General features: G+C 71.5%; 24 protein-coding genes and 1 riboswitch. Of the genes, 15 read left to right on the plus strand and 9 right to left on the minus strand.

Annotated elements, in window-relative coordinates:
* Positions 1–162: 162 nt before the first annotated feature.
* The 5 genes from ACFVGW_RS07780 to ACFVGW_RS07800 all read left to right on the plus strand — a co-directional run bounded on the left by ACFVGW_RS07780 (position 163) and on the right by ACFVGW_RS07800 (position 6,210).
* Positions 163–1,071 carry an ATP-binding cassette domain-containing protein gene (locus ACFVGW_RS07780; protein ID WP_385851220.1) on the plus strand — a complete coding sequence of 303 codons (909 nt, stop codon included), beginning with the start codon at positions 163–165 and terminating at the stop codon, positions 1,069–1,071.
* Positions 1,043–3,130: a YhgE/Pip family protein gene (locus ACFVGW_RS07785; protein WP_385851221.1), complete on the plus strand. Its 2,088-nt coding sequence runs from the start codon at positions 1,043–1,045 to the stop codon at positions 3,128–3,130. Before ACFVGW_RS07780 ends, ACFVGW_RS07785 begins: the two co-directional genes overlap by 29 nt.
* A 43-nt stretch (positions 3,131–3,173) precedes the next feature.
* Positions 3,174–3,782: a helix-turn-helix domain-containing protein gene (locus ACFVGW_RS07790; RefSeq protein WP_352191817.1), complete on the plus strand. Its 609-nt coding sequence runs from the start codon at positions 3,174–3,176 to the stop codon at positions 3,780–3,782.
* 302 nt (positions 3,783–4,084) lie between these two features.
* The gene (locus tag ACFVGW_RS07795) at positions 4,085–4,705 is read left to right on the plus strand and encodes a DUF4126 domain-containing protein (protein WP_385851222.1); all 621 of its coding nucleotides are present in this window, start codon (positions 4,085–4,087) and stop codon (positions 4,703–4,705) included.
* A 71-nt stretch (positions 4,706–4,776) separates the two neighbouring features.
* The gene (locus ACFVGW_RS07800) at positions 4,777–6,210 is read left to right on the plus strand and encodes a phytoene desaturase family protein (protein WP_385851223.1); all 1,434 of its coding nucleotides are present in this window, start codon (positions 4,777–4,779) and stop codon (positions 6,208–6,210) included.
* A gap of 49 nt (positions 6,211–6,259) precedes the next feature.
* Here ACFVGW_RS07800 and ACFVGW_RS07805 read toward each other — a convergent pair whose 3' ends face one another.
* The 6 genes from ACFVGW_RS07805 to ACFVGW_RS07830 all read right to left on the minus strand — a co-directional run bounded on the left by ACFVGW_RS07805 (position 6,260) and on the right by ACFVGW_RS07830 (position 10,905).
* The gene (locus tag ACFVGW_RS07805; RefSeq protein WP_385851224.1) at positions 6,260–7,075 is read right to left on the minus strand and encodes a hypothetical protein; all 816 of its coding nucleotides are present in this window, start codon (positions 7,073–7,075) and stop codon (positions 6,260–6,262) included.
* 51 nt (positions 7,076–7,126) lie between these two features.
* Entirely contained in the window at positions 7,127–8,044 is a 918-nt protein-coding gene (metF, locus tag ACFVGW_RS07810; RefSeq protein WP_385851225.1) for a methylenetetrahydrofolate reductase [NAD(P)H], read from the minus strand.
* A gap of 135 nt (positions 8,045–8,179) precedes the next feature.
* Positions 8,180–8,827 carry a thiamine phosphate synthase gene (gene thiE, locus ACFVGW_RS07815; RefSeq protein ID WP_385851226.1) on the minus strand — a complete coding sequence of 216 codons (648 nt, stop codon included), beginning with the start codon at positions 8,825–8,827 and terminating at the stop codon, positions 8,180–8,182.
* Positions 8,828–8,912: 85 nt separating this feature from the next.
* A complete protein-coding gene (locus ACFVGW_RS07820) occupies positions 8,913–9,278 on the minus strand; it encodes an Rv2175c family DNA-binding protein (RefSeq protein ID WP_352191823.1) in 366 nt (121 codons plus the stop codon).
* Between the two features lie 42 nt (positions 9,279–9,320).
* Positions 9,321–10,523, minus strand: coding sequence for an NAD(P)/FAD-dependent oxidoreductase (locus ACFVGW_RS07825; protein WP_385851316.1), 1,203 nt, complete (start codon positions 10,521–10,523; stop codon positions 9,321–9,323).
* Between the two features lie 40 nt (positions 10,524–10,563).
* On the minus strand, positions 10,564–10,905 hold the full coding sequence (locus tag ACFVGW_RS07830; protein ID WP_385851227.1) for a hypothetical protein: 342 nt from the start codon (positions 10,903–10,905) through the stop codon (positions 10,564–10,566).
* A 51-nt stretch (positions 10,906–10,956) separates the two neighbouring features.
* Positions 10,957–11,069, plus strand: a riboswitch (TPP riboswitch).
* Here ACFVGW_RS07830 and thiO point away from each other — a divergent pair.
* The 6 genes from thiO (at position 11,067) to ACFVGW_RS07860 (ending at position 16,710) form a co-directional block, all read left to right on the plus strand.
* Complete coding sequence (gene thiO, locus ACFVGW_RS07835; RefSeq protein WP_385851228.1) at positions 11,067–12,233, plus strand: glycine oxidase ThiO; 1,167 nt, start codon at positions 11,067–11,069, stop codon at positions 12,231–12,233. (Overlaps the previous riboswitch by 3 nt.)
* Positions 12,230–12,430, plus strand: coding sequence for a sulfur carrier protein ThiS (thiS, locus tag ACFVGW_RS07840; protein WP_383293318.1), 201 nt, complete (start codon positions 12,230–12,232; stop codon positions 12,428–12,430). Before thiO ends, thiS begins: the two co-directional genes overlap by 4 nt.
* Positions 12,431–12,435: 5 nt before the next feature.
* Positions 12,436–13,230 carry a thiazole synthase gene (locus ACFVGW_RS07845; RefSeq protein ID WP_352191828.1) on the plus strand — a complete coding sequence of 265 codons (795 nt, stop codon included), beginning with the start codon at positions 12,436–12,438 and terminating at the stop codon, positions 13,228–13,230.
* An 81-nt stretch (positions 13,231–13,311) separates the two neighbouring features.
* Positions 13,312–15,234: a Stk1 family PASTA domain-containing Ser/Thr kinase gene (pknB, locus tag ACFVGW_RS07850; RefSeq protein WP_385851229.1), complete on the plus strand. Its 1,923-nt coding sequence runs from the start codon at positions 13,312–13,314 to the stop codon at positions 15,232–15,234.
* 6 nt (positions 15,235–15,240) lie between these two features.
* The gene (locus tag ACFVGW_RS07855) at positions 15,241–16,092 is read left to right on the plus strand and encodes a deoxyribonuclease IV (protein ID WP_385851230.1); all 852 of its coding nucleotides are present in this window, start codon (positions 15,241–15,243) and stop codon (positions 16,090–16,092) included.
* A gap of 90 nt (positions 16,093–16,182) precedes the next feature.
* Entirely contained in the window at positions 16,183–16,710 is a 528-nt protein-coding gene (locus ACFVGW_RS07860) for a DUF4396 domain-containing protein (RefSeq protein WP_385851231.1), read from the plus strand.
* 19 nt (positions 16,711–16,729) lie between these two features.
* Here ACFVGW_RS07860 and ACFVGW_RS07865 read toward each other — a convergent pair whose 3' ends face one another.
* Entirely contained in the window at positions 16,730–17,362 is a 633-nt protein-coding gene (locus ACFVGW_RS07865; RefSeq protein WP_352191832.1) for a sulfite oxidase-like oxidoreductase, read from the minus strand.
* A gap of 176 nt (positions 17,363–17,538) precedes the next feature.
* Here ACFVGW_RS07865 and bfr point away from each other — a divergent pair, with 176 nt between their 5' ends.
* Positions 17,539–18,015, plus strand: a complete 477-nt coding sequence (gene bfr / locus ACFVGW_RS07870) for a bacterioferritin (RefSeq protein WP_361433115.1) — start codon at positions 17,539–17,541, stop codon at positions 18,013–18,015.
* Positions 18,016–18,030: 15 nt separating this feature from the next.
* Here the strand turns inward: bfr and ACFVGW_RS07875 are convergent, their stop codons facing one another.
* A complete protein-coding gene (locus ACFVGW_RS07875; protein WP_385851232.1) occupies positions 18,031–18,291 on the minus strand; it encodes a bacterioferritin-associated ferredoxin in 261 nt (86 codons plus the stop codon).
* A gap of 122 nt (positions 18,292–18,413) precedes the next feature.
* Positions 18,414–19,766 carry a class II 3-deoxy-7-phosphoheptulonate synthase gene (locus ACFVGW_RS07880; protein ID WP_385851233.1) on the minus strand — a complete coding sequence of 451 codons (1,353 nt, stop codon included), beginning with the start codon at positions 19,764–19,766 and terminating at the stop codon, positions 18,414–18,416.
* Positions 19,767–19,935: 169 nt separating this feature from the next.
* On the opposite strand from ACFVGW_RS07880, the gene ACFVGW_RS07885 reads away from it, so the two are divergent.
* The 3 genes from ACFVGW_RS07885 to ACFVGW_RS07895 all read left to right on the plus strand — a co-directional run bounded on the left by ACFVGW_RS07885 (position 19,936) and on the right by ACFVGW_RS07895 (position 24,861).
* On the plus strand, positions 19,936–22,722 hold the full coding sequence (locus ACFVGW_RS07885) for an N-acetylmuramoyl-L-alanine amidase (RefSeq protein WP_385851234.1): 2,787 nt from the start codon (positions 19,936–19,938) through the stop codon (positions 22,720–22,722).
* A gap of 106 nt (positions 22,723–22,828) precedes the next feature.
* The gene (locus tag ACFVGW_RS07890) at positions 22,829–22,885 is read left to right on the plus strand and encodes a trp operon leader peptide (RefSeq protein ID WP_078513512.1); all 57 of its coding nucleotides are present in this window, start codon (positions 22,829–22,831) and stop codon (positions 22,883–22,885) included.
* Between the two features lie 101 nt (positions 22,886–22,986).
* The gene (locus ACFVGW_RS07895; protein WP_385851235.1) at positions 22,987–24,861 is read left to right on the plus strand and encodes an anthranilate synthase family protein; all 1,875 of its coding nucleotides are present in this window, start codon (positions 22,987–22,989) and stop codon (positions 24,859–24,861) included.
* Positions 24,862–24,890 lie beyond the last annotated feature (29 nt).

Below are 24,890 nucleotides of genomic sequence, written 5' to 3' on the forward strand. Positions count from 1 at the left end.
GAGCCTCCTGTCGTCGTGTGACGGCTCTGTGTCCGTATGTGTCCATCGTGAAGGGCACCACTGACAATCACGCTGACCTGCTGTTTTGCCGAGAGCGACGATCAAGGGGTAAGTTTTTGAACTGACTGGTCAGTTCAAAACGGGGAAGTTGGGGGTGGACCGGTGGAAGCGAACCCGGAGGAGCCGCACGGCGCAGCCGTGGTCGCGGACGGACTCGGGCTGAAGGGACCACGCGGCTGGGTCTTCCGCGAGGTCGGCTTCCGGGCCGGACCGGGCGCGCTCGTCGCGATCGAGGGCCCCTCGGGATCGGGCCGCACCTGCCTGCTGCTCGCGCTCACCGGCCGGATGAAGCCGCAGGAGGGCCACGCCGAGGTCGCGGGACACCCGCTGCCCCGCAGGATGGCCGCCGTGCGCCGGGTCAGCTCGCTCGGCCCGGTGCCCGGGGTCAGCGACCTCGACCCCTCGCTCACCGTCGCCGAGCATCTGCGCGAGCGCGCCCTGCTGCAGCGCCGCTACGACGGCGCCGTCCGCGCCCTGCTGCGACCGCCCGGCGAGCGGGCCGCCGCCACCCGGGCCCGGATCGACGCGGCCCTGGAGACCTCCGGGCTCGACCTGGAGGCCCTGCCGAAGGGCGAGCGGACCTCCGTACGGGACCTGGAGCGCCTGGAGGCGCTGCGCCTGTCCGTGGCCCTGGCCCTCATCGGCCGGCCCCGGCTGCTCGCCCTCGACGACACCGACCTCAAGCTCTCGCCGGCCGACCGGGCCGAGGCGTGGGCGCTCCTGCGCTCGATCGCCGACGCGGGCACGACGGTGCTCGCCGTGTGCAGCGAGGCTCCCGAGGGCGCCCTGAGGGTCACCACGGCACCACGCACCGCCGAAGACGCCACTGAAGACGCCGCAGACGTGACAGCCGGGGACGCGACGGCCGAAGACACCACCCACGAAGACACCGCCGACACGACGGCCGAGGACACGACCGACGCCTCCGCCGACGCCGACGCCGACGCCGAGAACGAAGACACGACCGAGGAGGGGGAAGCCGATGCGCTCGCCGAAACTGGCCGCGCTTGAGCTGAAGCGGTTCGGCAGGGGGAAGCTGCCGCGCGCCGCACTCGTCGCGATCCTGCTGCTGCCGCTGCTCTACGGAGCGCTGTACCTCTGGTCCTTCTGGGACCCGTACAGCAGGCTCGACCGGATACCCGTCGCGCTCGTCAACGCCGACAAGGGCGCCACCGCCGACGGCAAGAAGATCAATGCCGGCGACGACATCACCGAGAGCCTGCTCGACAGCAAGGTCTTCGCCTGGCGTCAGGTGAGCGACGAGGAGGCCCGCAAGGGCGTCGAGGACGGGACGTACTACCTGTCGCTGACCATGCCGGAGGACTTCAGCAGCCGGATCGCCTCCAGCTCGGGCGACGAACCCGAGACCGGTGCGCTGAAGGTCCGTACGAACGACGCCAACAACTACATCGTCGGGCAGATCTCGCGAACGGTCTTCTCCGAGGTGCGCACCGCCGCCTCCACCAAGTCCTCGCGCTCCTTCCTCGACAAGATCTTCATCTCCTTCTCCGACATCCACGACGCCACCGCCGACGCGGCCAAGGGTGCCGGCGACCTCAAGGACGGCGTGGACAAGGCCAAGAAGGGCTCCAAGAGCCTGGCCGACGGGCTGAAGGACGCCAAGACGGGAAGCGGGAACCTCTCCTCCGGCCTGAAGAAGCTCGACAAGGGCGCGGGCGACCTGGAGACCGGCTCCCGGCAGGTCGCCGCCGGCACCAAGGCGCTCGCGGACAAGGTCAACGGAAAGGCCGACAAGGTCCGCCCGTACCTGAAGAACAACGGCAAGACGATCGGCGACACCGCCCGGCTGGTCGCCGACGCCGCCGGCGCGGTCCGCCACGACCTGGACGACGTGGTCCGCCGGGCCCCGATCGCCCGCAGCGCCGCCCACGTCGCGGACGACAAGCTCAAGGCCCTCCACAAGAAGAGCTGCGTCGACAACCCGCTGCCGGACCCGAAGGCCTGCCAGGTCCTCAAGGAGGCCAAGACCTCGGCCGACGACGTCGCCAAGATCGCCGACGACCTCCACGAGCTGGCCAAGGACAGCGACGGCGACCTGAAGAAGCTGGACAAGCGGCTCGCCGCGGTCCAGAAGCAGGCCAACCAGCTCGCCAAGGACGCCCCGCACCTGGACGACGACCTCGAAGGCGCCGTCAAGAAGATCAACAGGCTGAACGAGGGCGCCCAGAAGGTCGCCAAGGGCGCCGACGAGCTCCACACCGGCCTGACCGGCGCCAAGACCGGCTCGGCGAAGCTCGACAGCGGCGTCGGCAAGCTCAAGAAGGGCGCGGGAGAGCTCGACGGCGGGCTGTTCAAGCTCGCCGACGGCTCGGGCGAGCTGGCCACCGGTCTGAAGGAGGGGGTCGCCAAGATCCCCGACTACGACAAGCAGGACCGCGACCGGCGTACGGAGGTCATGGCCGACCCCGTCGAGCTCGCCTCCCAGTCGCTCCACAAGGCGCCCAACTACGGCACCGGCTTCGCCCCGTACTTCATCCCGCTCTCCCTCTGGGTCGGCGCGATGGTGGCGTACATGCTGATCCAGCCGCTCAACCGGCGCGCGCTCGCCGCGGGGGCCTCGGCGTGGCGGATCGCCCTGGCCGGCTGGCTGCCCGTCGCGGCCATCGGACTGCTCCAGGTCGCCGCGCTGATGTCGGTCCTGCATTGGGGGCTCGGTCTCCAGATGACCAGGGCCGCCGGCACGGTCGGCTTCCTGGCCCTGGTGACCTGCTGCTTCGCCGCGATCATCCAGTGGCTCAACGCCCGCTTCGGCGCGGCGGGCCGGATCCTGGTGCTGGCCGTGCTGATGCTCCAGCTGACCTCGGCCGGCGGCACCTACCCCGTGCAGACCAGCCCGGGCTTCTTCAACGCGATCCACCCGTTCCTGCCGATGAGCTACGTGGTCGAGTCGCTGCGCCGGCTGATCTCGGGCGGCGGGATCGGACCGGTCTGGCAGGCGTGCGCGGTCCTGGCCGCCTTCACGGTGGGCGCGCTGGCGCTGACGGCCGTCTCCGCGCGGCGCAAGCAGGTGTGGACGCTGGACCGGCTCCACCCCGATCTGTCCTTGTGAACCCGCCCCTGCGGCACCCGCGAGACCTGTGAGAATCGAGCCCATGGACAGCAGCAGCACCAGACGCCGGGCCACGCGCGCGAAGCTCTACGAGGCCGCCGTCACCCTCATCGCCGAGCAGGGCTTCTCGGCGACGACGGTGGACGAGATCGCCGAGCGCGCGGGCGTCGCCAAGGGGACGGTCTACTACAACTTCAAGAGCAAGACCGAGCTGTTCGAGGAGCTGCTGCGGCACGGCGTCGGGCTCCTCACCGCCTCCCTGCGGGCGGCGGCCGAGGAGACCGCGGAACGGGGCGGGAGCCGGGTCGACGCGCTCGACGCCATGATCCGGGCGGGACTGGTCTTCATCGACCGCTACCCGGCCTTCACCCAGCTGTACGTGGCCGAGCTCTGGCGCACCAACCGGGCCTGGAACTCGACCCTGCTGGTGGTCCGCCAGCAGGCGGTCGCGGTGGTGGAGGGCGTGCTGCGCGAAGGAGTCGCGGAGGGCGAGCTGAGCGACGAGATCGACATCCCGCTCACCGCGGCCGCGCTGGTGGGGATGGTCCTGGTGGCCGCACTCGACTGGCAGGCCTTCCAGCGGGAGCGCTCGATCGACGACGTCCACAGCGCGCTGTCCCGGCTGCTGCACGGACGCGTGAGCGGCCGCTGACCGCCCGGCGGCCCCGGCCGGTGAACCCGGCCGGCGGACACGGCCGGCGAACACGGCCGGCGAACACGACGGACGGCGAGGCTCGATCCCCCCGAGCCTCGCCGTCCGCCGTTCCTGCAACCCCCGTTGCACCCCCGTGCCGTCAGGCACGCGACCCCGTTCCGCCACCCCGTGTCGGCGGTGCCGGAGCCGCGCCCCCTCCGTGCTCCCACTCTCTCGTCCTCGCAGGCCGGAACTCATCCGCGTACCTACTCATCCGGAGGTATAGGTACGGGTACTCAGACCTGGTTACGATCACGGGCGTGTCCGTACTCCCCCTCGTCTTCACCAGTGGCTGGGCCAGCGGGATCAACGCCTACGCGGTGGTCCTGCTGCTCGGCATCTTCGGCGCGACCGGTCTCACCGACGAGGTGCCCGAGTCGCTGCAGCGCACCGACGTCCTGATCGTCGCCGGGGTGCTGTTCCTCTGCGAGGCGGTGGCGGACAAGATCCCCTACGTCGACTCCGTCTGGGACTCGGTCCACACGGTGATCCGGCCGGTGGCGGGCGCCGTGGTGGCCGCGCTGCTCGCCGGTCAGTCCGGATCGATCCCCGAGCTCGCGGCGGGTGCGGTGGGCGGTACCACCGCCCTGCTGAGCCACTTCGTCAAGGCCGGAACCCGGATGGCGATCAACACCTCGCCCGAGCCGTTCTCCAACATCGCCATGAGCACGGCGGAGGACCTCGGAGTGGCCGGGATCATCACCTTCGCCATATTCAATCCGGAGGTGGCGGCGATCATCGCGGCCGTCCTGCTCCTGCTCGGCCTGGTGATACTCGTCGTCCTCGCCCGGAGCATCCGCCGCTTCCTGCGCCGGAGGGCGCAGCGGCGGGAGGAGCGGCGCCTGGCCGCGACGGAGGTCCCGAGGGTCCCGCCCTACTGACCGGGCCCGTGCCGCACAGTCCGCCGGGGCGCCCGGTCTGCCTGTCGGTGACGGCCGATAAGGTCGCTGACATGGCACGGATTGTGGTGATCGGCGCAGGTCTCGGCGCCATGGCGACCGCCGCCCGGCTGGCCGTGGCGGGCCACCGGGTGACGGTGTACGAGCGGGGCGGGACGTACGGCGGTGCGGTGCGCCGCTTCGAGCGGGACGGGTTCGGCTTCGACACCGGCCCCGGGCTGCTGCATCTGCCCGCGGTGTACCGCGATCTCTTCGTGAAGACCGGCAAGGAGCCGCTGGAGGACTGCGTCGAGCTGAGGCAGGTCGATCCGGCGAGCCGTCATGTCTTCGCCGACGGCACCCGCGTGGACCTGCCGAACGCCTCGCGGGCGGGCACGGTCTCCGCCCTGGACGAGGCGCTCGGCGCGGGCGCCGGCGAGCGCTGGGGCGACTTCCTGGTCCGGGCCCGCGAGGCGTGGGACCGCACGCGCCGCCCGCTCCTGGAGGAGCCGCAGACGACGGACACCTCGTCGTCGGCCCGCGAGCCCTATCCCGCTCTGAAGGCGGGGCTCCTGCGCCGCCCCACGACCACGCTCGCGCAGATCGGCGCCCGTGAGCTGCGCGACGCGCGGCTCGCCGCGCTCCTCGACTCGTACGCCTGGAGTTACGGCTTCGATCCGGCCACCGCCCCGGCGGCGGCCGCCGTCCTGCCGTACATGGAGCAGACGTTCGGGACCTGGTACGTGGGCGGTGGCATCCGGACGCTCGCGGACGCGGTGTACCAGCGGTGCCTGAAGCGGCGGGTGGAGTTCGTCTTCGACACCGCCGTCGACGAGGTGGTGGAGAAGGCCGGCCGGGCGGCCGGGGTCCGGCCGGCGGGCGGAGAGTTCGTCGAGGCGGACCACGTCGTCGCGGGCGCGCCCGTACCCGCGCTGTACCGGGAGCACGTCGTGGGCTGGGAGCGCCAGGACGAGTGGCCGCGGTACCAGGCCGACGGGACGGGCCGGATGACGGTCTGTCTGGCCCTGCGCGGGGCCCGGGAGGGGGGCGCCGTGCACCGTACGGTCGTCCACGCGACCGCGGACCGCCCGACCACGACCGTGCTGCGGCCCGACGACCCCGCGCTGCGCCCCGACGACGGCCACGAGTCGGTCACCCTCACCGCGACGGTGAACCTGTACCCGGAGCACGACTGGGCGGAGATCGCCGAGGAGATGGTGACGGCCGCGGAGTCGGCCGTCCCCGATCTGCGCGAGCGGCTGCTCTGGCAGGAGGTCCGTACGCCGGACGACACCCTGCGGGAGACCGGTGCCGCCGAGGTGCCGGGGCCCGCGCTCGCGGGCGGGCGGGGTGCCTTCCTGCCCGCCGCCAACCGCTCTCCGCTGCCCGGGCTGTACTTCGCGGGCGGCTGGTCCCATCCCGGCGGCGGGCTCGCCCACGCCGGGATGTCGGGGGCGCTCGTCGCCGGGCTGATCGTGGAGGGCGCGGACTTCCGCGGTTCGCGCTGAGCCGCGTCAGGAGCGGTGGGGCGGTAGGGCGGTAGGGCGGTAGGGCCGGTCAGTACCGGTACTGCTGGTCGTTGCCGTAGCCGTAGTGCTCCTGCCCCTGCTGCGGGGCGGGCTGCTCGTTGTCCCGCTGCTGGGGCACCCACACGCCGCCGGGCGGGGTGTCGTAGCCGTACGAGGGCGCGTAGGGGTCGGCGTACTGCTGCTGGCCCGTGCCGTAGTCGTACGAGGCGTACTGCTGGCCGTCCGTCCCCGGGCCGATGTACGGGTCGGAGTAGGCGGCGTACTGCTGCTGGCCGCTGCCGTAGTCGTAGGCCGGCTGCTCGTAGGTGTTCTGGTACGCGGGCTGCTCGTACCCGGGGGTGTAGCCGTCGTATCCGGCGCCGTAGGCGGGCTGCTCCTGCGGCTGCGCCTGGGTGTGGTCGTGACCGTGGCCGTACGGGGTGTCGTAGACGCCGTACTGGCCGGTGTCCTCGTCCATCGGCTGGGGCTCGTAGACCGCGGTGGTCTCGGCGGGGGACGGGTCGGCCTGCTCGTAGGAGAGGTCACTGACCTCCAGGGTGGGGCCGGCCTCGACCGGCGCGCCGGACTTGCGCCGCCTGCTCGCGCCGGGGCTGCCGCCGATCGCCCACCCGGTGGAGAAGCCGCGGCGGAACGACAGGGTCACGTAGGTCTGGCCGACGGCGAAGGCCACCGCGCCCACGACGATCACCGCGACGGACGGCATCAGCACGCCGAGGACGACTCCGAGGAAGCCGCAGAAGGCGAGCACGCGCCAGCGCAGCCTCGCCTTGTACTGCAGGAGCACCTCACCCAGCAGCCACAACGCGACGACACCGAACGCGATGTAGAGGACCGTCCACCCCATGCCCGCCCCTCTCCTACGGCCACCGCCGCGGGTCTGGGGCGGGTACGCCGGTCACGACTGCACGTGCAGTCCGAGATTCTCGTAGATCTCCAGCGTCGCGGTGGAGTTGTTCAGCGTGATGAAGTGCAGTCCGGGGACACCCTCGGAGAGCAGACGTGCGCAGAACTCCGTCGCGAACTCGATCCCCATGGAGCGTACAGCGGCGGGATCGTCCTTGACGGCGAGGATGCGGTCTTTCACATGGGCGGGGAAGGTCGCGTTGCTCAGCTGGGGCAGCCGGTCGAGGGTCTTCACGTTCACAACAGGCATGACTTCGGGGATGATCGGCGTCTCGCAGCCGGCCTTCGCCGCGCTGTCGCGCATCCGCAGATAGTTCTCGGGGTCGAAGAACATCTGGGTGATGGCGTAGTCCGCGCCGGCCCGGCACTTGTCCACGAAGTGACGGATGTCCGTGTCCCAGTCGGTGGAGCGCGGGTGCATCTCGGGGAAGGCCGCGACGCCGACGCAGAAGTCGCCGGACTCCTTGATCAGCCGGACCAGGTCGGCGGCGTACCGGACGCCCTCGGGGTGCTCGATCCACTCGCCCAGAGGGTCGCCCGGCGGGTCGCCGCGCAGGGCGAGCATGTTGCGGATGCCGGCGTCGGCGTACTGGCCGAGGACGTTGCGCAGCTCGGCGATCGAGTGGTCGACGGCGGTGAGGTGGGCGACAGGGGTGAGGGTGGTGTCGCCGGCGATCTTCTGGGTGGCCTTGACGGTGCCGCCGCGGGTCGAGCCGCCGGCGCCGTACGTCACGGAGACGAAGCTGGGGCCGACCGCCTCGACCCGCCGCAGGGCGTTCCAGAGGCTCCGCTCGCCCTTCTCGGTCCTGGGCGCGTAGAACTCGAAGGAGTACGAAGGCCTGCCGGAGGCGAGGATGTCGCGGACCGTTCGCGCGCGGTCCGAGCGGGTGGAAGCGGTACCAAGGGCCATACCGGCAGGTTAGACGGGGTGCCACGGCCGACGAAGCAGCGTCCGAGTAATGGACACGATTTTGGACATCACCCAGCGGACGGGTGGACCTCTCGGACGTTACGACAAACCGGACGGTGACGTCCGGGGTGCGGGCTACAGGCGCTCGCGGACCCGCTTGGCCAGCCGGGAGGCCGCCGCGGCCGGGTCGTCGGCCTCGGTGATCGCCCGGACGACCACGATCCGGCGCGCTCCCGCGTCCAGGACCTCGTCCAGGTTGGTCTCGTCGATCCCGCCGATGGCGAACCAGGGCCGGTCCTGCTCCAGGGCGGCCGCGTGGCGTACGAGACCGAGGCCGGGGGCGTACCGCCCGGGCTTGGTGGGGGTGGGCCAGCAGGGGCCGGTGCAGAAGTAGTCCACGCCGGGTTCGGCTGCGGCCGCGTCCACCTCGGACTCGGCGTGGCAGGACCGTCCGATCAGGATGTCCGTGCCGAGGATCGCGCGGGCGGCGGGCACCGGGAGGTCGCCCTGACCCAGGTGCAGCACGTCGGAGCCGATGGCGTGGGCGACGTCGGCCCGGTCGTTCACGGAGAGCAGCTTGCCGTGGCGGCGGCAGGCCTCGGCGAACACGGCGAGGTGCTCCAGCTCCTCGCCGGCCTCCATGCCCTTGTCGCGCAGCTGAACGATGTCCACGCCGGAGGAGAGCACGGCGTCGAGGAACGCGGGCAGGTCGCCCTGGCGCCGGCGGGCGTCCGTGCAGAGGTAGAGCCGGGCGTCGGCGAGCTGCGCGCGAGGCGTGGACATGGGTGCTTCCCCCCGTTGAGTGCGGTGGTCCCCGGGGGCCGGGCGGGCCCGGCCCCCGGGGACTCCTGGTGGTGTCTTCGGTGCGTCAGACGGCGAGCGCCTGGGCGCGGCGCTTCACCTCCGTGCCGCGATTCTCGCTGAGGGCCTGCGCGGGCGTGCCCGGCAGGGTCGGGTCGGGAGTGAAAAGCCACTCCAGCATCTCTTCGTCGGAGAAGCCGTCGTCCTTCAGGAGGGTCAGGGTTCCGGAGAGCCCCTTGACCACCTTGTCGCCGTCGATGAAGGCGGCGGGTACCTGGAGCGCCTTGTTCTCGCCGCGGCGCACGGCGATGAGCTGGCCCTCCTTGACCAGCTGCCGCACGCGCGTCACCTCGACGTCGAGCATTTCCGCGATGTCGGGGAGGTAGAGCCAGGCGGGGACGAGAGCATCGGTCTTTGCGTCAATCTCGGTCACGGGACAAGCCTGCCATCCCGGACTGACAGCCGGTAGTCGGGCCTACAGGACTGCCGCCTTCAGAGGGACGGCCGGGTCGGCGGCGCGCTCCGGGTCGAGCCGCGCGGCGGACTCGATCAGCTTGCGGCCCTGGGCCAGGTCGCGGGGGCGGCCGACGGCGAGCAGGGCGACCAGGGCGCCGTCGCGCAGCCACAGCGCGGACCAGGAGGGCTCGGCCGGATCGCCGCGGTGGACCAGCTCGGCGTCTCCGGCCTGGTGTCCGGCGTACTGCACGAAGCGGCCGAACTGCTCGGACCAGAAGTAGGGCACCGGGTCGTAGGTCCCGGGGGTCTCGCCGATGATGTCGGCCGCGACGGTGCGGGGGCCCTGGAGCGCGTTGTCCCAATGGTGGACCAGGAGCCGGGCGCCGTAGCGGGCGGAGGGGAACGAGGCGCAGTCGCCGACGGCGTACACGTCGGGCAGCGAGGTGCGCAGCCGGTCGTCGGCGGTGACGGAGCCGTCGGCGTCGAGGGCCATGCCGGAGCCGGCGAGCCAGCGGGTGGCGGGCCGGGCGCCGATGCCGACGACGACCGCGTCGGCGGGCAGCCGCCGGCCGTCGGCCAGGTGGACCGTGCCGGGTTCGATCCGGTCCACGCGCGCGTGGGTCAGGAGTTCGGCGCCGCTCTCCTCGTACCAGCGGGCCATCGGGGCGGAGACCTCGACGGGCAGCGCGCCGGCGAGCGGGCGGTCGGCGGCCTCGACGACGGTGACCGCGCAGCCCGCCTCGCGCGCGGCGGTGGCGAACTCGGCGCCGATCCAGCCGGCGCCGACCACCACGATGTCGTGCCGCCGTTCCAGGACGGGCTTGAGGCGGGCGGCGTCGTCGAGGGTGCGGAGCAGATGGACCCCGGGCACGCCCTCGGTGCCGGGCAGGGTGACGGGTTCGGCGCCGGTGGCGACGACCAGGACGTCGTACGGGACGGGCCCGGCCTCGGTGTCGACCTCGTGGGCGTCGGCGCGCAGCCCGGTCACGTCGAGGCCGAGGCGCAGTTCGATGGCGAGCGCCTCGAAGTCGACGTCGAAGGCGGAGTCCTCGGCCTTGCCGAGGAGGACCGCCTTGGAGAGGGGCGGGCGGTCGTAGGGCTGGTGGGGCTCGGCCCCGATGAGGGTGACCGCGCCGGTGAAGCCCTGCTCGCGCAGGGCGACGGCGGTCTGCACCCCCGCCATCCCGGCGCCCACCACGACGACCCGCTGCTGTGCCTGCATCTGCTCGCTCACCCGATCACCTTACGCATCTGACGAATCGTCAGGAAGACTGCTGCTCCACGACACTGGTGCCGGAGCCCTCCTGGGACTCCCATGCCCAGCTCTCCTCCAGTCGAACGCGGCCGTCGGGCAGCTCGACGACGGCGGAGACGCAATGCCCGGAAGAGGTCGATCCGTCCCTCTTCAACTGCACGTAACGGAAGTCGAGCCGGTCCCCCGCGCGCGTGCCGACGAGATGGCCGCGGACCACGTCCCCGCCCGCGTACTCGGCCCAGATCCGGCCGTCCTCCTCGTGGTACGTGAACCGGGTGCGCGTCCCTACCTGACCGGGCGCCTGGTCGGCGACGGGGAAGAGGACGAGTCCGTCGAGGGATCGGGCCACGGAGGCTCCCTTACTGGGCGTCGGGGGCGGGGGTTACGCTGACCGTCAACGTAGAGCACTCGCGGGAGCCCGGACGTACCGGGCTGAGAGGGAGGCTGGCCGGCCTCCGACCGTACGAACCTGATCCGGGTCATGCCGGCGAAGGGAGGGGCTGGACGCCCATGTCGCGTACATGCAGGACCTCTGACGTTCTCGTCGTCGGGGGCGGAATCATCGGCCTGGTCACGGCCTGGCGGGCCGCGCAGCGCGGGCTGAGCACCGCGGTCGTGGACCCCGAACCGGGCGGCGGGGCCGCCCGGGTGGCCGCCGGGATGCTGGCCGCCGTCACCGAACTCCACTACGGCGAGGAGACCCTGCTCGCCCTCAACCTCGCCTCCGCGCGCCGCTATCCGGAGTTCGTCGCCGAACTCCGGGACGCCACGGGGCACGACGTCGGCTACCGCGCCTCCGGCACGCTCGCCGTCGCCCTCGACGCCGACGACCGGGCACATCTGCGCGAACTCCACGCACTGCAGATCCGCTGCGGCCTGGAGTCGGAGTGGCTCAGCGGACGCGAGTGCCGGCGCCTGGAGCCGATGCTGGCGCCGGGGGTGCGCGGTGGGCTCCGGGTCGACGGCGACCACCAGGTCGATCCGCGCCGGCTCGCCGCCGCGCTGGTCACCGCCTGCGAGCGGGCCGGGGTGGTCTTCCACCGGGATCTCGCCGATCGGCTGACGGTGGTACGGGACCGGGCCACGGGTGTGGTGCTCGCGGACGGCTCCGAGCTCGCCGCGGAGCAGGTGGTCCTGGCCGCGGGCAGCCTCAGCGGGCGGCTCGCCGGAGTGCCGCGGGACGTCCTGCCTCCCGTACGCCCGGTGAAGGGACAGGTGCTGCGGCTCACCGTGCCGCGCGCCTTCGCCCCGTTCCTGTCCCGGACCGTCCGCGCCGTCGTCCGCGGCAGCCACGTCTATCTGGTGCCCCGCGAGAACGGGGAGCTCGTGATCGGCGCGACCAGCGAGGAGCTGGGCTGGGACACCACCGTCACGGCGGGCGGGGTCTACGAGCTGCTCCGGGACGCGCACGAGCTCGTACCGGGTCTCACCGAGCTGCCGCTCACCGAGACGCTGGCGGGTCTGCGGCCCGCCTCCCCCGACAACGCGCCCCTGCTCGGCCCGACCGCGCTGCCCGGCCTCCAGCTGGCCACCGGGCACTATCGCAACGGGGTCCTGCTCACGCCGGTCACCGGTGACGTCATGGCCGAGCTGCTCACCACGGGCGCGCTTCCGGACGAGGCCCGCCCCTTCACACCCCGCCGCTTCGCCCCCGTACGACAGGAGCAGCCCGCATGAACGTCTCCGTCAACGGCGAGGCGCGTGTCCTCGCCGCGCCCACGACCCTCGACGTCCTGGTGGCGACGCTGACGGCCGCGCCGTCGGGCGTGGCCGCGGCCGTCAACGAGAGCGTCGTGCCGCGCAGCCAGTGGTCCGCGACCCTCCTCGGCGAGGGCGACCGGGTCGAGATCCTCTCCGCCGTGCAAGGGGGCTGAGCACCATGTCCGACGACACCTTCCTCCTCGGCGGTACGGAGTTCTCCTCGCGGCTGATCATGGGCACCGGCGGGGCGCCCAGCCTGGACGTGCTCGAACGCTCGCTGGCCGTCAGCGGCACGGAGCTGACGACGGTCGCCATGCGCCGTCTGGACCCGACCGTCCAGGGCTCGGTCCTGTCCGTCCTGAACCGGCTCTCGATCCGCGTCCTGCCGAACACCGCGGGCTGCTACACGGCGGGCGAGGCGGTCCTCACCGCCCGCCTGGCCCGGGAGGCGCTCGGTACCGACTGGATCAAGCTGGAGGTCATCGCCGACGAGCGGACCCTGCTGCCCGACCCCGTCGAGACGCTGGAGGCGGCGGAGACACTGGTGGACGACGGCTTCACGGTCCTGCCGTACACCAGCGACGACCCGGTCCTCGCGCGGAAGCTGGAGGACGCGGGCTGCGCGGCGGTCATGCCGCTCGGCTCGCCGATCGGCTCCGGGCTCGGCATCCGCAACCCGCACAACTTCGAGCTGATCGTGGAGGCCGCGGGCGTGCCGGTGATCCTCGACGCGGGGGCCGGCACGGCCTCGGACGTGGCGCAGGCGATGGAGCTGGGGTGCTCGGCGGTGATGCTCGCCTCCGCGGTGACGCGGGCGCAGGACCCGGTCCTGATGGCGGAGGGCATGCGCCACGCGGTGGAGGCGGGCCGGCTGGCCCACCGGGCGGGCCGTATCCCCCGGCGCCACTTCGCCCGGGCCTCCTCCCCCACGGACGGCCGGGCCGCCCTGGACCCGGAGCGCCCGGCGTTCTGACGCGCGGCCGCACGTCACAGCTGTGCTGCGGTCGGGGGCGGTGGGGGCGGGTGGTGCTCGGCGGCTCGTAAACTCGGGGCCGTGGACACGACCCTTCAGGACCCCCTCGTCGGGCAGCTGCTCGACGGCCGCTACCGCGTCGACGCGCGCATCGCCGTCGGCGGGATGGCCACGGTCTACCGGGCCGTCGACATCCGCCTCGACCGGGTGGTCGCGCTCAAGGTGATGCACCCGGCCCTCGCCTCCGACGCCACGTTCGTCGAGCGCTTCATCCGCGAGGCCAAGTCCGTCGCCCGGCTCTCCCACCCCAACGTCGTCGGGGTCTTCGACCAGGGCGCGGACGGGGCGTACGTCTACCTCGCCATGGAGTACGTGGCCGGGTGCACCCTCCGCGACGTGCTGCGCGAGCGCGGGGCGCTCCAGCCGCGCGCCGCGCTCGACGTCCTGGAGCCGGTGCTCGCCGCGCTGGGGGCCGCGCACCGGGCCGGGTTCGTCCACCGTGACATGAAGCCGGAGAACGTCCTCATAGGGGACGACGGCCGGGTGAAGGTCGCCGACTTCGGTCTCGTACGCGCGGTCGGCTCGGCCACGAACACCACCGGCTCCGTCCTCGGCACGGTCTCGTACCTGGCCCCGGAGCAGATCGAGCACGGCACCGCCGACACCCGCGCCGACGTGTACGCCTGCGGTGTCGTCCTGTACGAGATGCTGACGGGCGGCAAGCCGCACTCCGGGGACACTCCCGCCCAGGTCCTCTACCAGCACCTGAACACCGACGTGCCGGCCCCCTCGGCGGCCGTCCCCGGCCTCGCCCTCGAACTGGACGAGCTCGTGGCGAGCGCCACCGCCCGCAACCCCGACGTCCGCCCGCACGACGCCGTCGCGCTCCTCGCGCAGACCCGTGACGCCCGCACGGCCCTCACGGACGAGCAGCTGGACGCCGTACCGCCGCAGGCCCGTCCCGAGGACCGGTCGGGCTCCGAGGACCGGACCAGCGTGATCCCCCGGGTGCTGCCCGTGGAGACCGAGCAGCCGGTGCAGCACACCAGCCGGCTGACCATGCCGCCGCCCGAGCCTCCGTCGCGACGCCGGAACACCGGGGGTCTGCCCCGTGGACTGCCCCGTGGGCCGCTCCTCGTCCTCGTCGCCGTACTGCTCGTCCTCGGGCTCGGCGGCGGCGTCTGGTACATCAACTCCGGCCAGTTCACGCGGGTGCCCGCCGTCCTCGGCCAGACCGAGAACGAGGCGGCCCAGCGCCTCACGGAGGCGGGGCTCGACGTCGGCGCGACGAAGCGGGCGTTCAGCGAGGTGTACGAGCGCGGCACGGTCATGGCCACCGACCCCGCCTCCGGCGCGCGGATCCGCGGCAACGGCACGGTCACGCTGACCATCTCCCGCGGTCCCGAGATCGTGAAGGTCCCGAACCTGAAGGGGAAGCCCCTGGCTGAGGCCAAGCGGCTCCTGGCGAAGGAGGGACTGGCCCCGGGTGTGATCACCAGCGCCTTCAGCGAGGACGTCGCACAGGGCGCCGTGATCAGCTCCGACCCCGAGCCCGGCACCGAGCGCAGCCCGGACTCCGCCGTCGCGCTCACGGTCAGCAAGGGCAGCCCCGTCGACGTCCCCGACGTGGCCGGTGCATCGGTGGCCGACGCCACCCGCACGCTCCAGGACGCCGGTCTCAGCGTGCGGATCGCGACCGAGCAGATCCACTCCTCCGAGGAGGCGGGCACGGTGGCGGCCCAGTCGCTCGCCGAGGGCAGCCGTGCCGCGAAGGGCGACCGGATCGTCCTCACCGTCTCCAAGGGCCCCCGGATGATCGAGGTCCCCGACGTGACGGGCGAGTCGGCCGACGCGGCGCGCCAGGCCCTGGAGGGGGCGGGCTTCGAGGTGAAGGTCGAGAAGACCTTCCCGTTCCTCGGGGACACCGTCGCGGGCCAGTCGGTCGACGGCGGATCCACCGCCCCCGAGGGCTCCACCATCACCATCACGATCAAGGGACTGTAAGAACTCATGCGCAACCCCGTCGGCGGCCATGTCCCCGTGGCCGGCGGCCTCGCCACGGTCGGTCTCGGCTACGCCCGCGAGCTGGGCGCCGAGACGGTCCAGGTCTTCGTCGCCAACCCGCGCGGCTGGGCGACCCCCGTGGGCAACCCGGCGCAGGACGAGCTGTTCCGCGCCGCGTGCGAGGCGGAGTCCCTGTCCGCCTGGGTCCACGCCCCGTACCTGATCAACTTCGGCTCCCACACCGAGGCCACCGTCGACCGGTCGGTGGAGTCGCTGCGGCACTCGCTGCGCCGGGGCCGGGAGATCGGCGCGAAGGGCGTGGTGGTGCACACCGGCTCGGCGACCGGAGGCCGCCCCCGCGCGGAGGCGCTGGCGCAGGTACGGGAGCGGATGCGGCCCCTCCTCGACGAGCTGACGCACCCGGACGACCCGTTCCTGCTGCTGGAGTCGACGGCGGGGCAGGGCTTCTCGCTCTGCTCGCGCGCCGAGGACTTCGGCCCGTACTTCGACGCGCTCGACCGCCACCCGAAGCTCGGGATCTGCCTCGACACTTGCCACATCTTCGCGGCGGGCCACGATCTGACCGGCCCCCACGGCATGGCGCAGACGCTCGACCAGCTGGTCGCGACCGTGGGCGAGGGGCGGCTGAAACTGATCCACGCCAACGACTCGCAGGACGTCGTCGGCGCGCACAAGGACCGGCACGCGAACATCGGGGCCGGCCATATCGGCGAGGAGCCGTTCCGCGAACTGATGCGGCACCACGCGACCGAGGGCGTGCCGCTGATCATCGAGACGCCGGGCGGCAAGGAAGGGCATGCGGCGGACGTGGAGAGGCTGAAGAAGCTCCGGGGGTGAGAGAGGTCGAGTTTCCCGTTGAGGAATACCCCTAGGGGGTATACGGTTCCTGTGAAGCAGCATGAACCGTCACCGGTCATTGGGGGACCCATGGAGCAGCACGAAGCGCACGCGCATCACCACACGACCTCCCACGAAGGCCACGACGCCCATGAGGGCCACGAGGGCCACGCCCCCGGCAAGGCCAGCTGGTCCATGGCGATGAAGGCGACCCTCCACTGCCTCACCGGATGCGCCATCGGCGAGGTCCTCGGCATGATCATCGGCACCGCGCTCGGCTGGGGGAACGCCCCGACGATGGTCCTCGCCATCGCCCTGGCCTTCTTCTTCGGCTACTCGCTCACCCTGTGGGCGGTCGTCCGCGCCGGCCTGAGCCTGAAGGCGGCCGTCGGTGTCGCGCTCGCCGCCGACACCCTCTCGATCCTGGTCATGGAGATCGTCGACAACGGAGTGCTGCTCCTGGTCCCGGGAGCGATGGACGCGCATCTCTCGGACGCCCTGTTCTGGGGCGCCCTGGCCTTCGCCTTCCTCGTCGCCTTCCTGATCACCACACCCGTCAACAAGTGGATGATCGGCCGCGGCAAGGGCCACGCGGTGGTGCACCGGTACCACCACTGAGCCGTCCGGCCCGGGGCTCCTACAGCTCCGGGCCGTCGCCCGGCTCCTCCTGGTACGAGTACCGCTGTTCCTTCCAGGGGTCGCCGATGTTGTGATAGCCGCGCTCCTCCCAGAAGCCGCGGCGATCGGCGGTCATGTACTCCACACCCCGGACCCACTTGGGCCCCTTCCAGGCGTAGAGGTGCGGGACGACGAGCCGCAGCGGGAAGCCGTGCTCGGCGGTGAGCAGCTCACCGTCCTTGTGGGTGGCGAAGATGGCGCCTTCGGCGGCGAAGTCGGCCAGCCGCATGTTCGCGCTGAAGCCGTACTCGGCCCAGACCATCACATGGGTGACACCGGGGGCCGGCGGGGCCAGCTCCAGGATCGTCCGGGCGGGCACCCCACCCCATTCGGCCCCGAGCATGCTGAATTTCGTGACGCAGTGCAGATCGGCCACGACCGTCGAGAACGGGAGCGCCGAGAACTCCTCGTGGTTCCAGCACCGCTTGTCGCCGTCCGCCGTCGCCCCGAAGACCCGGAACTCCCAGCGGTCCGGCTTGAACTTGGGGACGGGGCCGTAATGGGTGACCGGCCAGCCGCGCTGCAGCCGCTGTCCCGGCGGAAGATCCGACTGCTCTGCTTCCCGGCGTACTCCGCTCTCCGGCTGACCCATGTCATCCATGGTGACAGACCGCGAGGGGTGGTCATGACCAGGCAACCTCGCACGCGTGCGCGATTCGGGGCAAGTCCCACTAAGCCTCCACTTACTGGACGCCCCCCATCCGTGGTGCAAGGATGCGGCCATCCTGCCCAGTCACGACCCAGACATGCGTGGAAGGAGCCTCTGCGATGCAGGGCGACCCCGAGGTCCTCGAGTTCCTCAACGAGCAGCTGACCGGCGAGCTGACGGCCATCAACCAGTACTGGCTGCACTACCGCATCCAGGACAACAAGGGCTGGGCGAAACTCGCCAAGTACACCCGCGAAGAGTCCATCGACGAGATGAAGCACGCGGACAAGCTGACCGAGCGCATCCTGATGCTGGACGGCCTGCCCAACTACCAGCGGCTCTTCCATGTGCGGGTCGGTCAGACGGTGACCGAGATGTTCAAGGCGGACCGCCAGGTGGAGGTCGAGGCGATCGACCGCCTGAAGCGCGGGATCGAGGTCATGCGGGCCAAGGGAGACATCACCTCGGCCAACCTCTTCGAGGAGATCCTGGCCGACGAGGAGCACCACATCGACTATCTCGACACCCAGCTGGAGCTGATCGAGAACCTCGGCGAGGCGCTCTACATCTCGACGCTGATCGAGCAGCCGAGCTGATCCGAGGGGCGGGCCCTAGGCGGCCTCAGGCAGCTCCTGCAGATCCTCGGGGTCCGGGACCGAGGTCAGTGCCGGCAGCCCCTGGTCCAGGAGCTCCCGCCGCGGGCAGTTGCCGCGCCCGAGAATGGCCTGAATACGTCGTACGCACGAACCGCAGTCGGTTCCGGCCTTGCAGGCCGAGGCGATCTGGCGAGGCGTGCAGGCGCCCGCGTCCGCGTGCTCCTGGACCTGCTTCTCCGTGACACCGAAGCATGAGCATACGTACACGCGGTTCACCTCCTGCCGAGATCGATAAGGCTAACCTAACCTTACCCGGCACTCACGAGGCCCAAAAGCCCTCCCTACGACGATGGGGCGCGGATCACATGGATCCGCGCCCCATCGTCGTACGAAGCTACTTACTGATCGCGGTACATCTCCGCCACCAGGAACGCCAGGTCCAGGGACTGGCTGCGGTTCAGCCGCGGGTCGCAGGCCGTCTCGTAGCGCTGGTGCAGGTCGTCGACGAAGATCTCGTCGCCGCCGCCCACGCACTCGGTGACGTCGTCACCGGTGAGCTCGACGTGGATGCCGCCCGGGTGCGTACCGAGGCCCTTGTGCACCTCGAAGAAGCCCTTGACCTCGTCGAGCACGTCGTCGAAGCGCCGGGTCTTGTGGCCGGAGGCCGCCTCGAAGGTGTTGCCGTGCATCGGGTCGGTGACCCAGGCGACGGTCGCGCCCGAGGCGGTGACCTTCTCGACCAGCTCCGGGAGCTTGTCCCGGACCTTGTCGGCGCCCATGCGGACGATGAAGGTGAGCCGGCCGGGCTCGCGGTCCGGGTCGAGCCGGTCGATGTACGTCAGCGCGTCGTCGACCGTGGTCGTCGGGCCGAGCTTGATGCCGATCGGGTTCGCGATCTGCGAGGCGAACTCGATGTGGGCGTGGTCGAGCTGGCGGGTGCGCTCACCGATCCAGACCATGTGGCCGGAGGTGTCGTACAGCTTGCCGGTACGGGAGTCCGTACGGGTCAGGGCGCCCTCGTAGTCGAGCAGCAGCGCCTCGTGGGAGGCGTAGAACTCGACGGCCTTGAACTCGGCCGGGTCGGTGCCACAGGCCTTCATGAAGTTCAGCGCGTTGTCGATCTCGCGCGCCAGCTGCTCGTAGCGCTGGCCCGAGGGGGACGACTTCACGAAGTCCTGGTTCCAGGCGTGCACCTGGCGCAGGTCGGCGTAGCCGCCGGTCGTGAAGGCGCGCACCAGGTTGAGCGTGGAGGCGGACGCGTTGTACATCCGCTTCAGGCGCTCGGGGTCCGGGACGCGGGCCTTCTCGTTGAAGTCGAAGCCGTTGACCGAGTCCCCGCGGTACGTCGGCAGGGTCACGCCGTCGCGGGTCTCGGTCCCCTTGGAGCGGGGCTTGGAGTACTGCCCGGCGATGCGGCCGACCTTGACGACGGGCACGGAGGCCGCGTACGTCAGGACGGCGCTCATCTGGAGCAGCGTCTTGAGCTTGGCACGGATGTGGTCGGCGGACACGGCGTCGAAGGCCTCGGCGCAGTCGCCGCCCTGGAGCAGGAACGCCTCGCCACGGGCGACGGCTCCCATGCGGGCGCGCAGCTGATCGCACTCGCCCGCGAAGACGAGCGGCGGATACGACTCGAGGTCCGCGATCACATCGCGCAGAGCCTCGGCATCGGGGTACTCAGGCTGCTGCGCCGCGGGAAGGTCTCGCCAGGTGTTGCCACCGGTTGCGGTGGTCTTAGCGTTCACGGTCACAACCACCACATTACGGTGTCCGGCGGCTTGTCCAGGGACGCGCCCATTGAGTGAGACGCGTGCCCGAAATGTCCTTGGGCGAGGATCGCGCCCCGGACGGGTGTTACCCTCACGCGCGTTCAAACACATGTTTAAACATCTGAGGCCTAAATACTTCACAGGGGTGGGCGTGAGCCAGGGGCACCGCAGGGACCGCAAGAAGAGACGGCTGCTTTACGGTGCGGCGGCGGCCGTCGTCGCCACCGCGACCATCGGGACGATCGCCGTGGCATCGCCGGGGATCCTCGGCGCGGCGGACGACAAGCCCGGCGCAGAAACGTCGCTGCAGACGCAGTTCGCGGAGGCGGCGGCGGAATTCGACGTCCCGCAGAGCGTGCTGATGGCGGTGTCGTACCGGCAGACGCGGTGGGAGTCGCACGACGGCGAGCCGAGCACGACGGGTGCGTACAACGTCATGGGGTTGACGGACGTCGACGCCGAGGACGTCCAGGTGCACGAGGACGACGAGCGCCTCGCCCACCTCAACGCCAGTGGCAAGGAGGAGATCGAGAAGACCTTCGACAAGGCCAAGGCGCTGCGCAGCCTGCCGACCGAGACCGTCGACACCGACGATCCGCGGCTGCACACCCTGGACAAGGCCGCCGAGCTGATCGACGGCTCCGCCGAAACCCTGAAGAACGACACGGCGGAGAGCATCCGCGCCGGTGCGGCGCTGCTCGCCGAATACCAGAAGCAGGCGACCGGCGACCTGCCGGACGACCCGGGCCAGTGGTACGCGGCCGTGGCGCGTTTCAGCGAGTCGCCGGACAAGAAGGGCGCCGACCTCTTCGCGAAGCGCGTTTTCGAGTCGATCAAGACGGGTGAGCAGGCGCTCACGACGGACGGCGAGCAGGTCGTCCTGCCTGCCGACCCCTCGGTCGACCCGGTCAAGCCGTCGAACGTGCCGCTGGCCGCGAGCTTCGCGGCAACGACCGCCACGCCGACGCCCGAGTGCCCGTCCGGCCTGCAGTGCAACTACATCCCGGCCGAGGTCCCGAGCACCGGTCAGCGCAACTACACGCTCGCCCCTCGCCCGGCCGGCGGTGTCGACATCCGCCAGATCGTCATCCATGACACCGAGGGCAGCTACGCCGGCACCATCGCCACCTTCCAGAGCGCGACGGCCAAGGGCAGTGCGCACTACCTGATCCGCGCCTCGGACGGTCTGGTCACCCAGATGGTCGAGAACAAGAACATCGCCTGGCACGCGGGCAACTGGACCACGAACTCGCACGCCATCGGCGTGGAGCACGAGGGCTACGCCATCAAGGCGGGCAGCTGGTACACCGAGCCGCAGTACGAGTCCTCCGCGGCGCTGGTGAAGTTCCTGGCGGCCAAGTACGGCATCCCGCTCGACCGCGAGCACATCATCGGCCACGACGAGGTGGCGGGGTACAACGACGCCAAGATCTCCGGCATGCACTGGGACGCGGGCCCGTTCTGGGACTGGAACCACTACATGTCGCTGATGGGTGCCCCGACGGGCGCCGGGGGCGCGGGTGGCCTGCTCAAGCCCGGGCAGATCGTCCGTGTCGTGCCGCCGTTCACCTCGGCGAACCAGCCCAAGATCACGTACGGCGGCAGCACCGTCGCCGCCCAGCCGGCGAACTTCGGCTACCTGTACACCTCCGCGTCGACCGCGACGCCCATCAAGGACCCGTACATCCCCAACGTGCTGTGGAGTGACGGGCCGAACTGGGGGAACAAGGTCCGCGCGGGCGGCACGTACGTCGTCGCCGAAGCCCAGTACAACTGGACCGCGATCTGGTACGGCGGGCAGAAGGCCTGGTTCTACAACCCCGGCGGCCAGTACACGGCACCGGTCACCGGCTCCCCGACCATGGTCAAGGCCAAGGCCGGGGTGACGGTCCGAGTCTACGGACGCTCCTTCCCCGAGGCCGCCGCCTACACCGCGGCCGGCGAGGACCTGCCGAGCGACCCGGGCGCCTACTTCACGAAGTACTCGCTCTCGCTCCCCGCGGGCCAGGGGTACGTGAAGGCCGGCCCCGCGATGAAGGGCGACGACTGGTTCGGCGGCTCCCAGAAGAACGTCGTGGGCACCGACGAGTACATCCCGATCCGGTACAACCACCGCATGGCGTACGTGAAGGCGACCGAGGTCGTGGAGGCCCCCGGCGCCACCCCGGTCACCGCCACCAACCGCTACAACCTCCTCGCCCGCGACGCCTCCGGTGTGCTCTACCAGTACCAGGGCAGCGGCAGCGCCACCGCGCCGTTCCTGACCCGGTACCGCGTCGGCAGCGGGTGGAACATGTTCAACGCCATCACCCCGATGACCGCGCTGCGCGCGGACGGGACCGGGGACATGGTCGCCCGGGACTCCTCCGGCGTCCTCTGGTACTACCAGGGCACGGGCAACCCCTCCTCGCCGTTCAAGGCCCGGCTCAAGACCGGTGGCGGCTGGCAGATCTACGACCGGATCGTGGGCGCTCGCGACCTGAGCGGGGACTCCATACCGGACCTCGTGGCCCGCGAGAAGTCCGGCGTGCTCTGGTTCTACAAGGGCACGGGCAACCCCGCCTCGCCGTTCGCCGCCCGCGTGAAGGTCGGTGCCGGCTGGCAGACGTACAACCAGCTCGTCAGCACCGGTGACCTGAACGCCGACGGCAAGGCCGACCTCGTCGCCCGCGACACCGCCGGAACCCTGTGGTTCTACAAGGGCACCGGCAGCACCACCGCCCCGTACGCCGCCCGCGTGAAGGTCGGTGCCGGCTGGCAGTCGTACAACCAGCTCGTCGGTCCGAGCGACCTGAACGCCGACGGCAAGGTCGACCTCATCGGCCGCGACGGCTCCGGTGTCCTCTGGTACTACAAGGGCACCGGCAGCGCGACCGCTCCGTTCGCCGCCCGCACCCAGGTCGGCAGCGGCTGGCAGATCTACAACCTGATCTTCTGATCCTGGTTGGTTCCGGTTCGCCCGCACGACCGAGGGGCCCGGCTCGCACCGTCCGCGGTGTGAACCGGGCCCCTTGTCGATGCCCGGCTGCGTTACAGTGCAAGGCATGTTCGCGCAGACGACCCAGAACTGGTGGTGGACCGCTCATCCGGCGGCCCACTGACTGCGCGTACCTCCACGACACGCGAAAAGGCCGCCCCGAGGGGCGGCCTTCCGCGTTTCCCAGGGCCGTTCCTCTCCGATCCACCGGAAGGAACACGCACCATGGACCTGGACCTCTCCCGTCTCCTCGACGACTCGTGCCCCCCGTTCGCCCTCCTCCGACGCCGCACCCCCGGGCGCGACCACGACACCGTCGAGGTGCTGATCGGCTCGGTCCGGGAGGCCGGGCGGCTCGCCGAGCTGCCCGTCGGCGCGCTGCCGACGCTCGCCCTCGTGCCGTTCCGGCAGATCCGCGAGCGCGGTTTCGACGTGCGCGACGACGGCACCCCGCTCTCCGTGCTCGTCGCCGAGGAGGCGTACGAGCTGCCGCTCGCCGACGCGCTCGCCCAGCTCCCGGCGCACGCCGTCCGCGTCGAGGGAGGCGGGTTCGACGTGTCGGACGAGGCGTACGCCGAGACCGTACGGCGGGTGATCGACGAGGAGATCGGCGCCGGTGAGGGTGCCAACTTCGTCATCCGCCGGACCTACACCGGGGAGATTCCGGGCTTCGGGCGGGCGGACGCGCTCGCGCTGTTCCGGCGGCTGCTCGCCGGTGAGCGGGGCGCGTACTGGACGTTCGTCGTCCACACCGGCGACCGGACCCTCGTCGGCGCGAGCCCCGAGGTGCACGTCCGGATGTCGGGCGGAACCGTCGTCATGAACCCGATCAGCGGGACGTACCGCTACCCGGCCGGAGCCGCGCCCACCCCCGAGGATCTGCTGACGTTCCTGGCCGACCGCAAGGAGACCGAGGAGCTCTCCATGGTGGTGGACGAGGAGCTGAAGATGATGTGCACGGTCGGCGACATGGGCGGAGTGGTGGTCGGGCCGCGGCTCAAGGAGATGGCGCACCTCGCGCACACCGAGTACGAGTTGCGGGGCCGTTCGTCCCTCGACGTGCGGGAGGTGCTGCGGGAGACCATGTTCGCGGCGACCGTCACCGGCTCGCCCGTGCAGAACGCCTGCCGGGTGATCGAGCGGCACGAGGCCGGGGGGCGCGGCTACTACGCGGGCGCCCTGGCCCTGCTCGGCACCGACGAGAGCGGGGCGCAGACCCTGGACTCCCCCATCCTCATCCGTACCGCCGACATCTCCCGGGACGGGCGGCTGCGGGTGCCGGTGGGCGCGACGCTGGTGCGGCACTCCGACCCGGCGGGCGAGGTCGCCGAGACGCACGCCAAGGCGGCGGGCGTGCTCGCCGCGCTGGGGGTACGGGAGGGCCGCCCGCGCGACGGGTCGCCGGTCGCCCCGCGGCTGGCGGACGATCCGCGGGTACGGGCGGCGCTGGACGCCCGGAGGGCCGATCTGGCGCCGTTCTGGCTGCGGATGCAGGTGCGTTCGGCCGAGCTGACCGGCCACGCGCTGGTGATCGACGCCGAGGACACCTTCACCGCGATGCTCGCGCATCTGCTGCGCTCGTCCGGCCTGGAGGTCTCCGTGGTCCGCTACGACGAGCCGGGGCTGCGGGAGCTCGCGCTCGCCCACCGGGGTCCGGTGGTGCTCGGCCCCGGGCCGGGGGATCCGTCGGACGCCGCCGATCCGAAGATGCGTCTCCTGCGCGGGCTGACGGCCGCTCTCGTCCGGGACCACCGGCACGGCCTGCTGGGCGTCTGCCTCGGCCATGAGCTGATCGCGGCCGAACTGGGCCTGGAGATCGTCCGCAAGCGCACCCCGTTCCAGGGGGCGCAGGTGCGGATCGACCTCTTCGGTCAGGAGCAGACGGTCGGCTTCTACAACAGCTTCACGGCCCGCTGCGACGACCGGACCGCCACCGAACTGGCCCTGCACCGGATCGAGGTGAGCCGGGACGGGGAGACGGACGAGGTCCACGCGCTGCGCGGTCCGGGCTTCGCGGGCGTCCAGTTCCACCCGGAGTCGGTGCTGACGATGGAGGGGGCGGCGGTGACGGCGTCCCTGCTGGCCGGGGTGCTGGTCTAGGGTCCGGCGCTGGTCCGGCTCGCGACACG

It is taken from the genome of Streptomyces sp. NPDC127129 (assembly GCF_042671585.1).
In the GTDB taxonomy this organism is placed as follows: Bacteria; Actinomycetota; Actinomycetes; order Streptomycetales; family Streptomycetaceae; genus Streptomyces.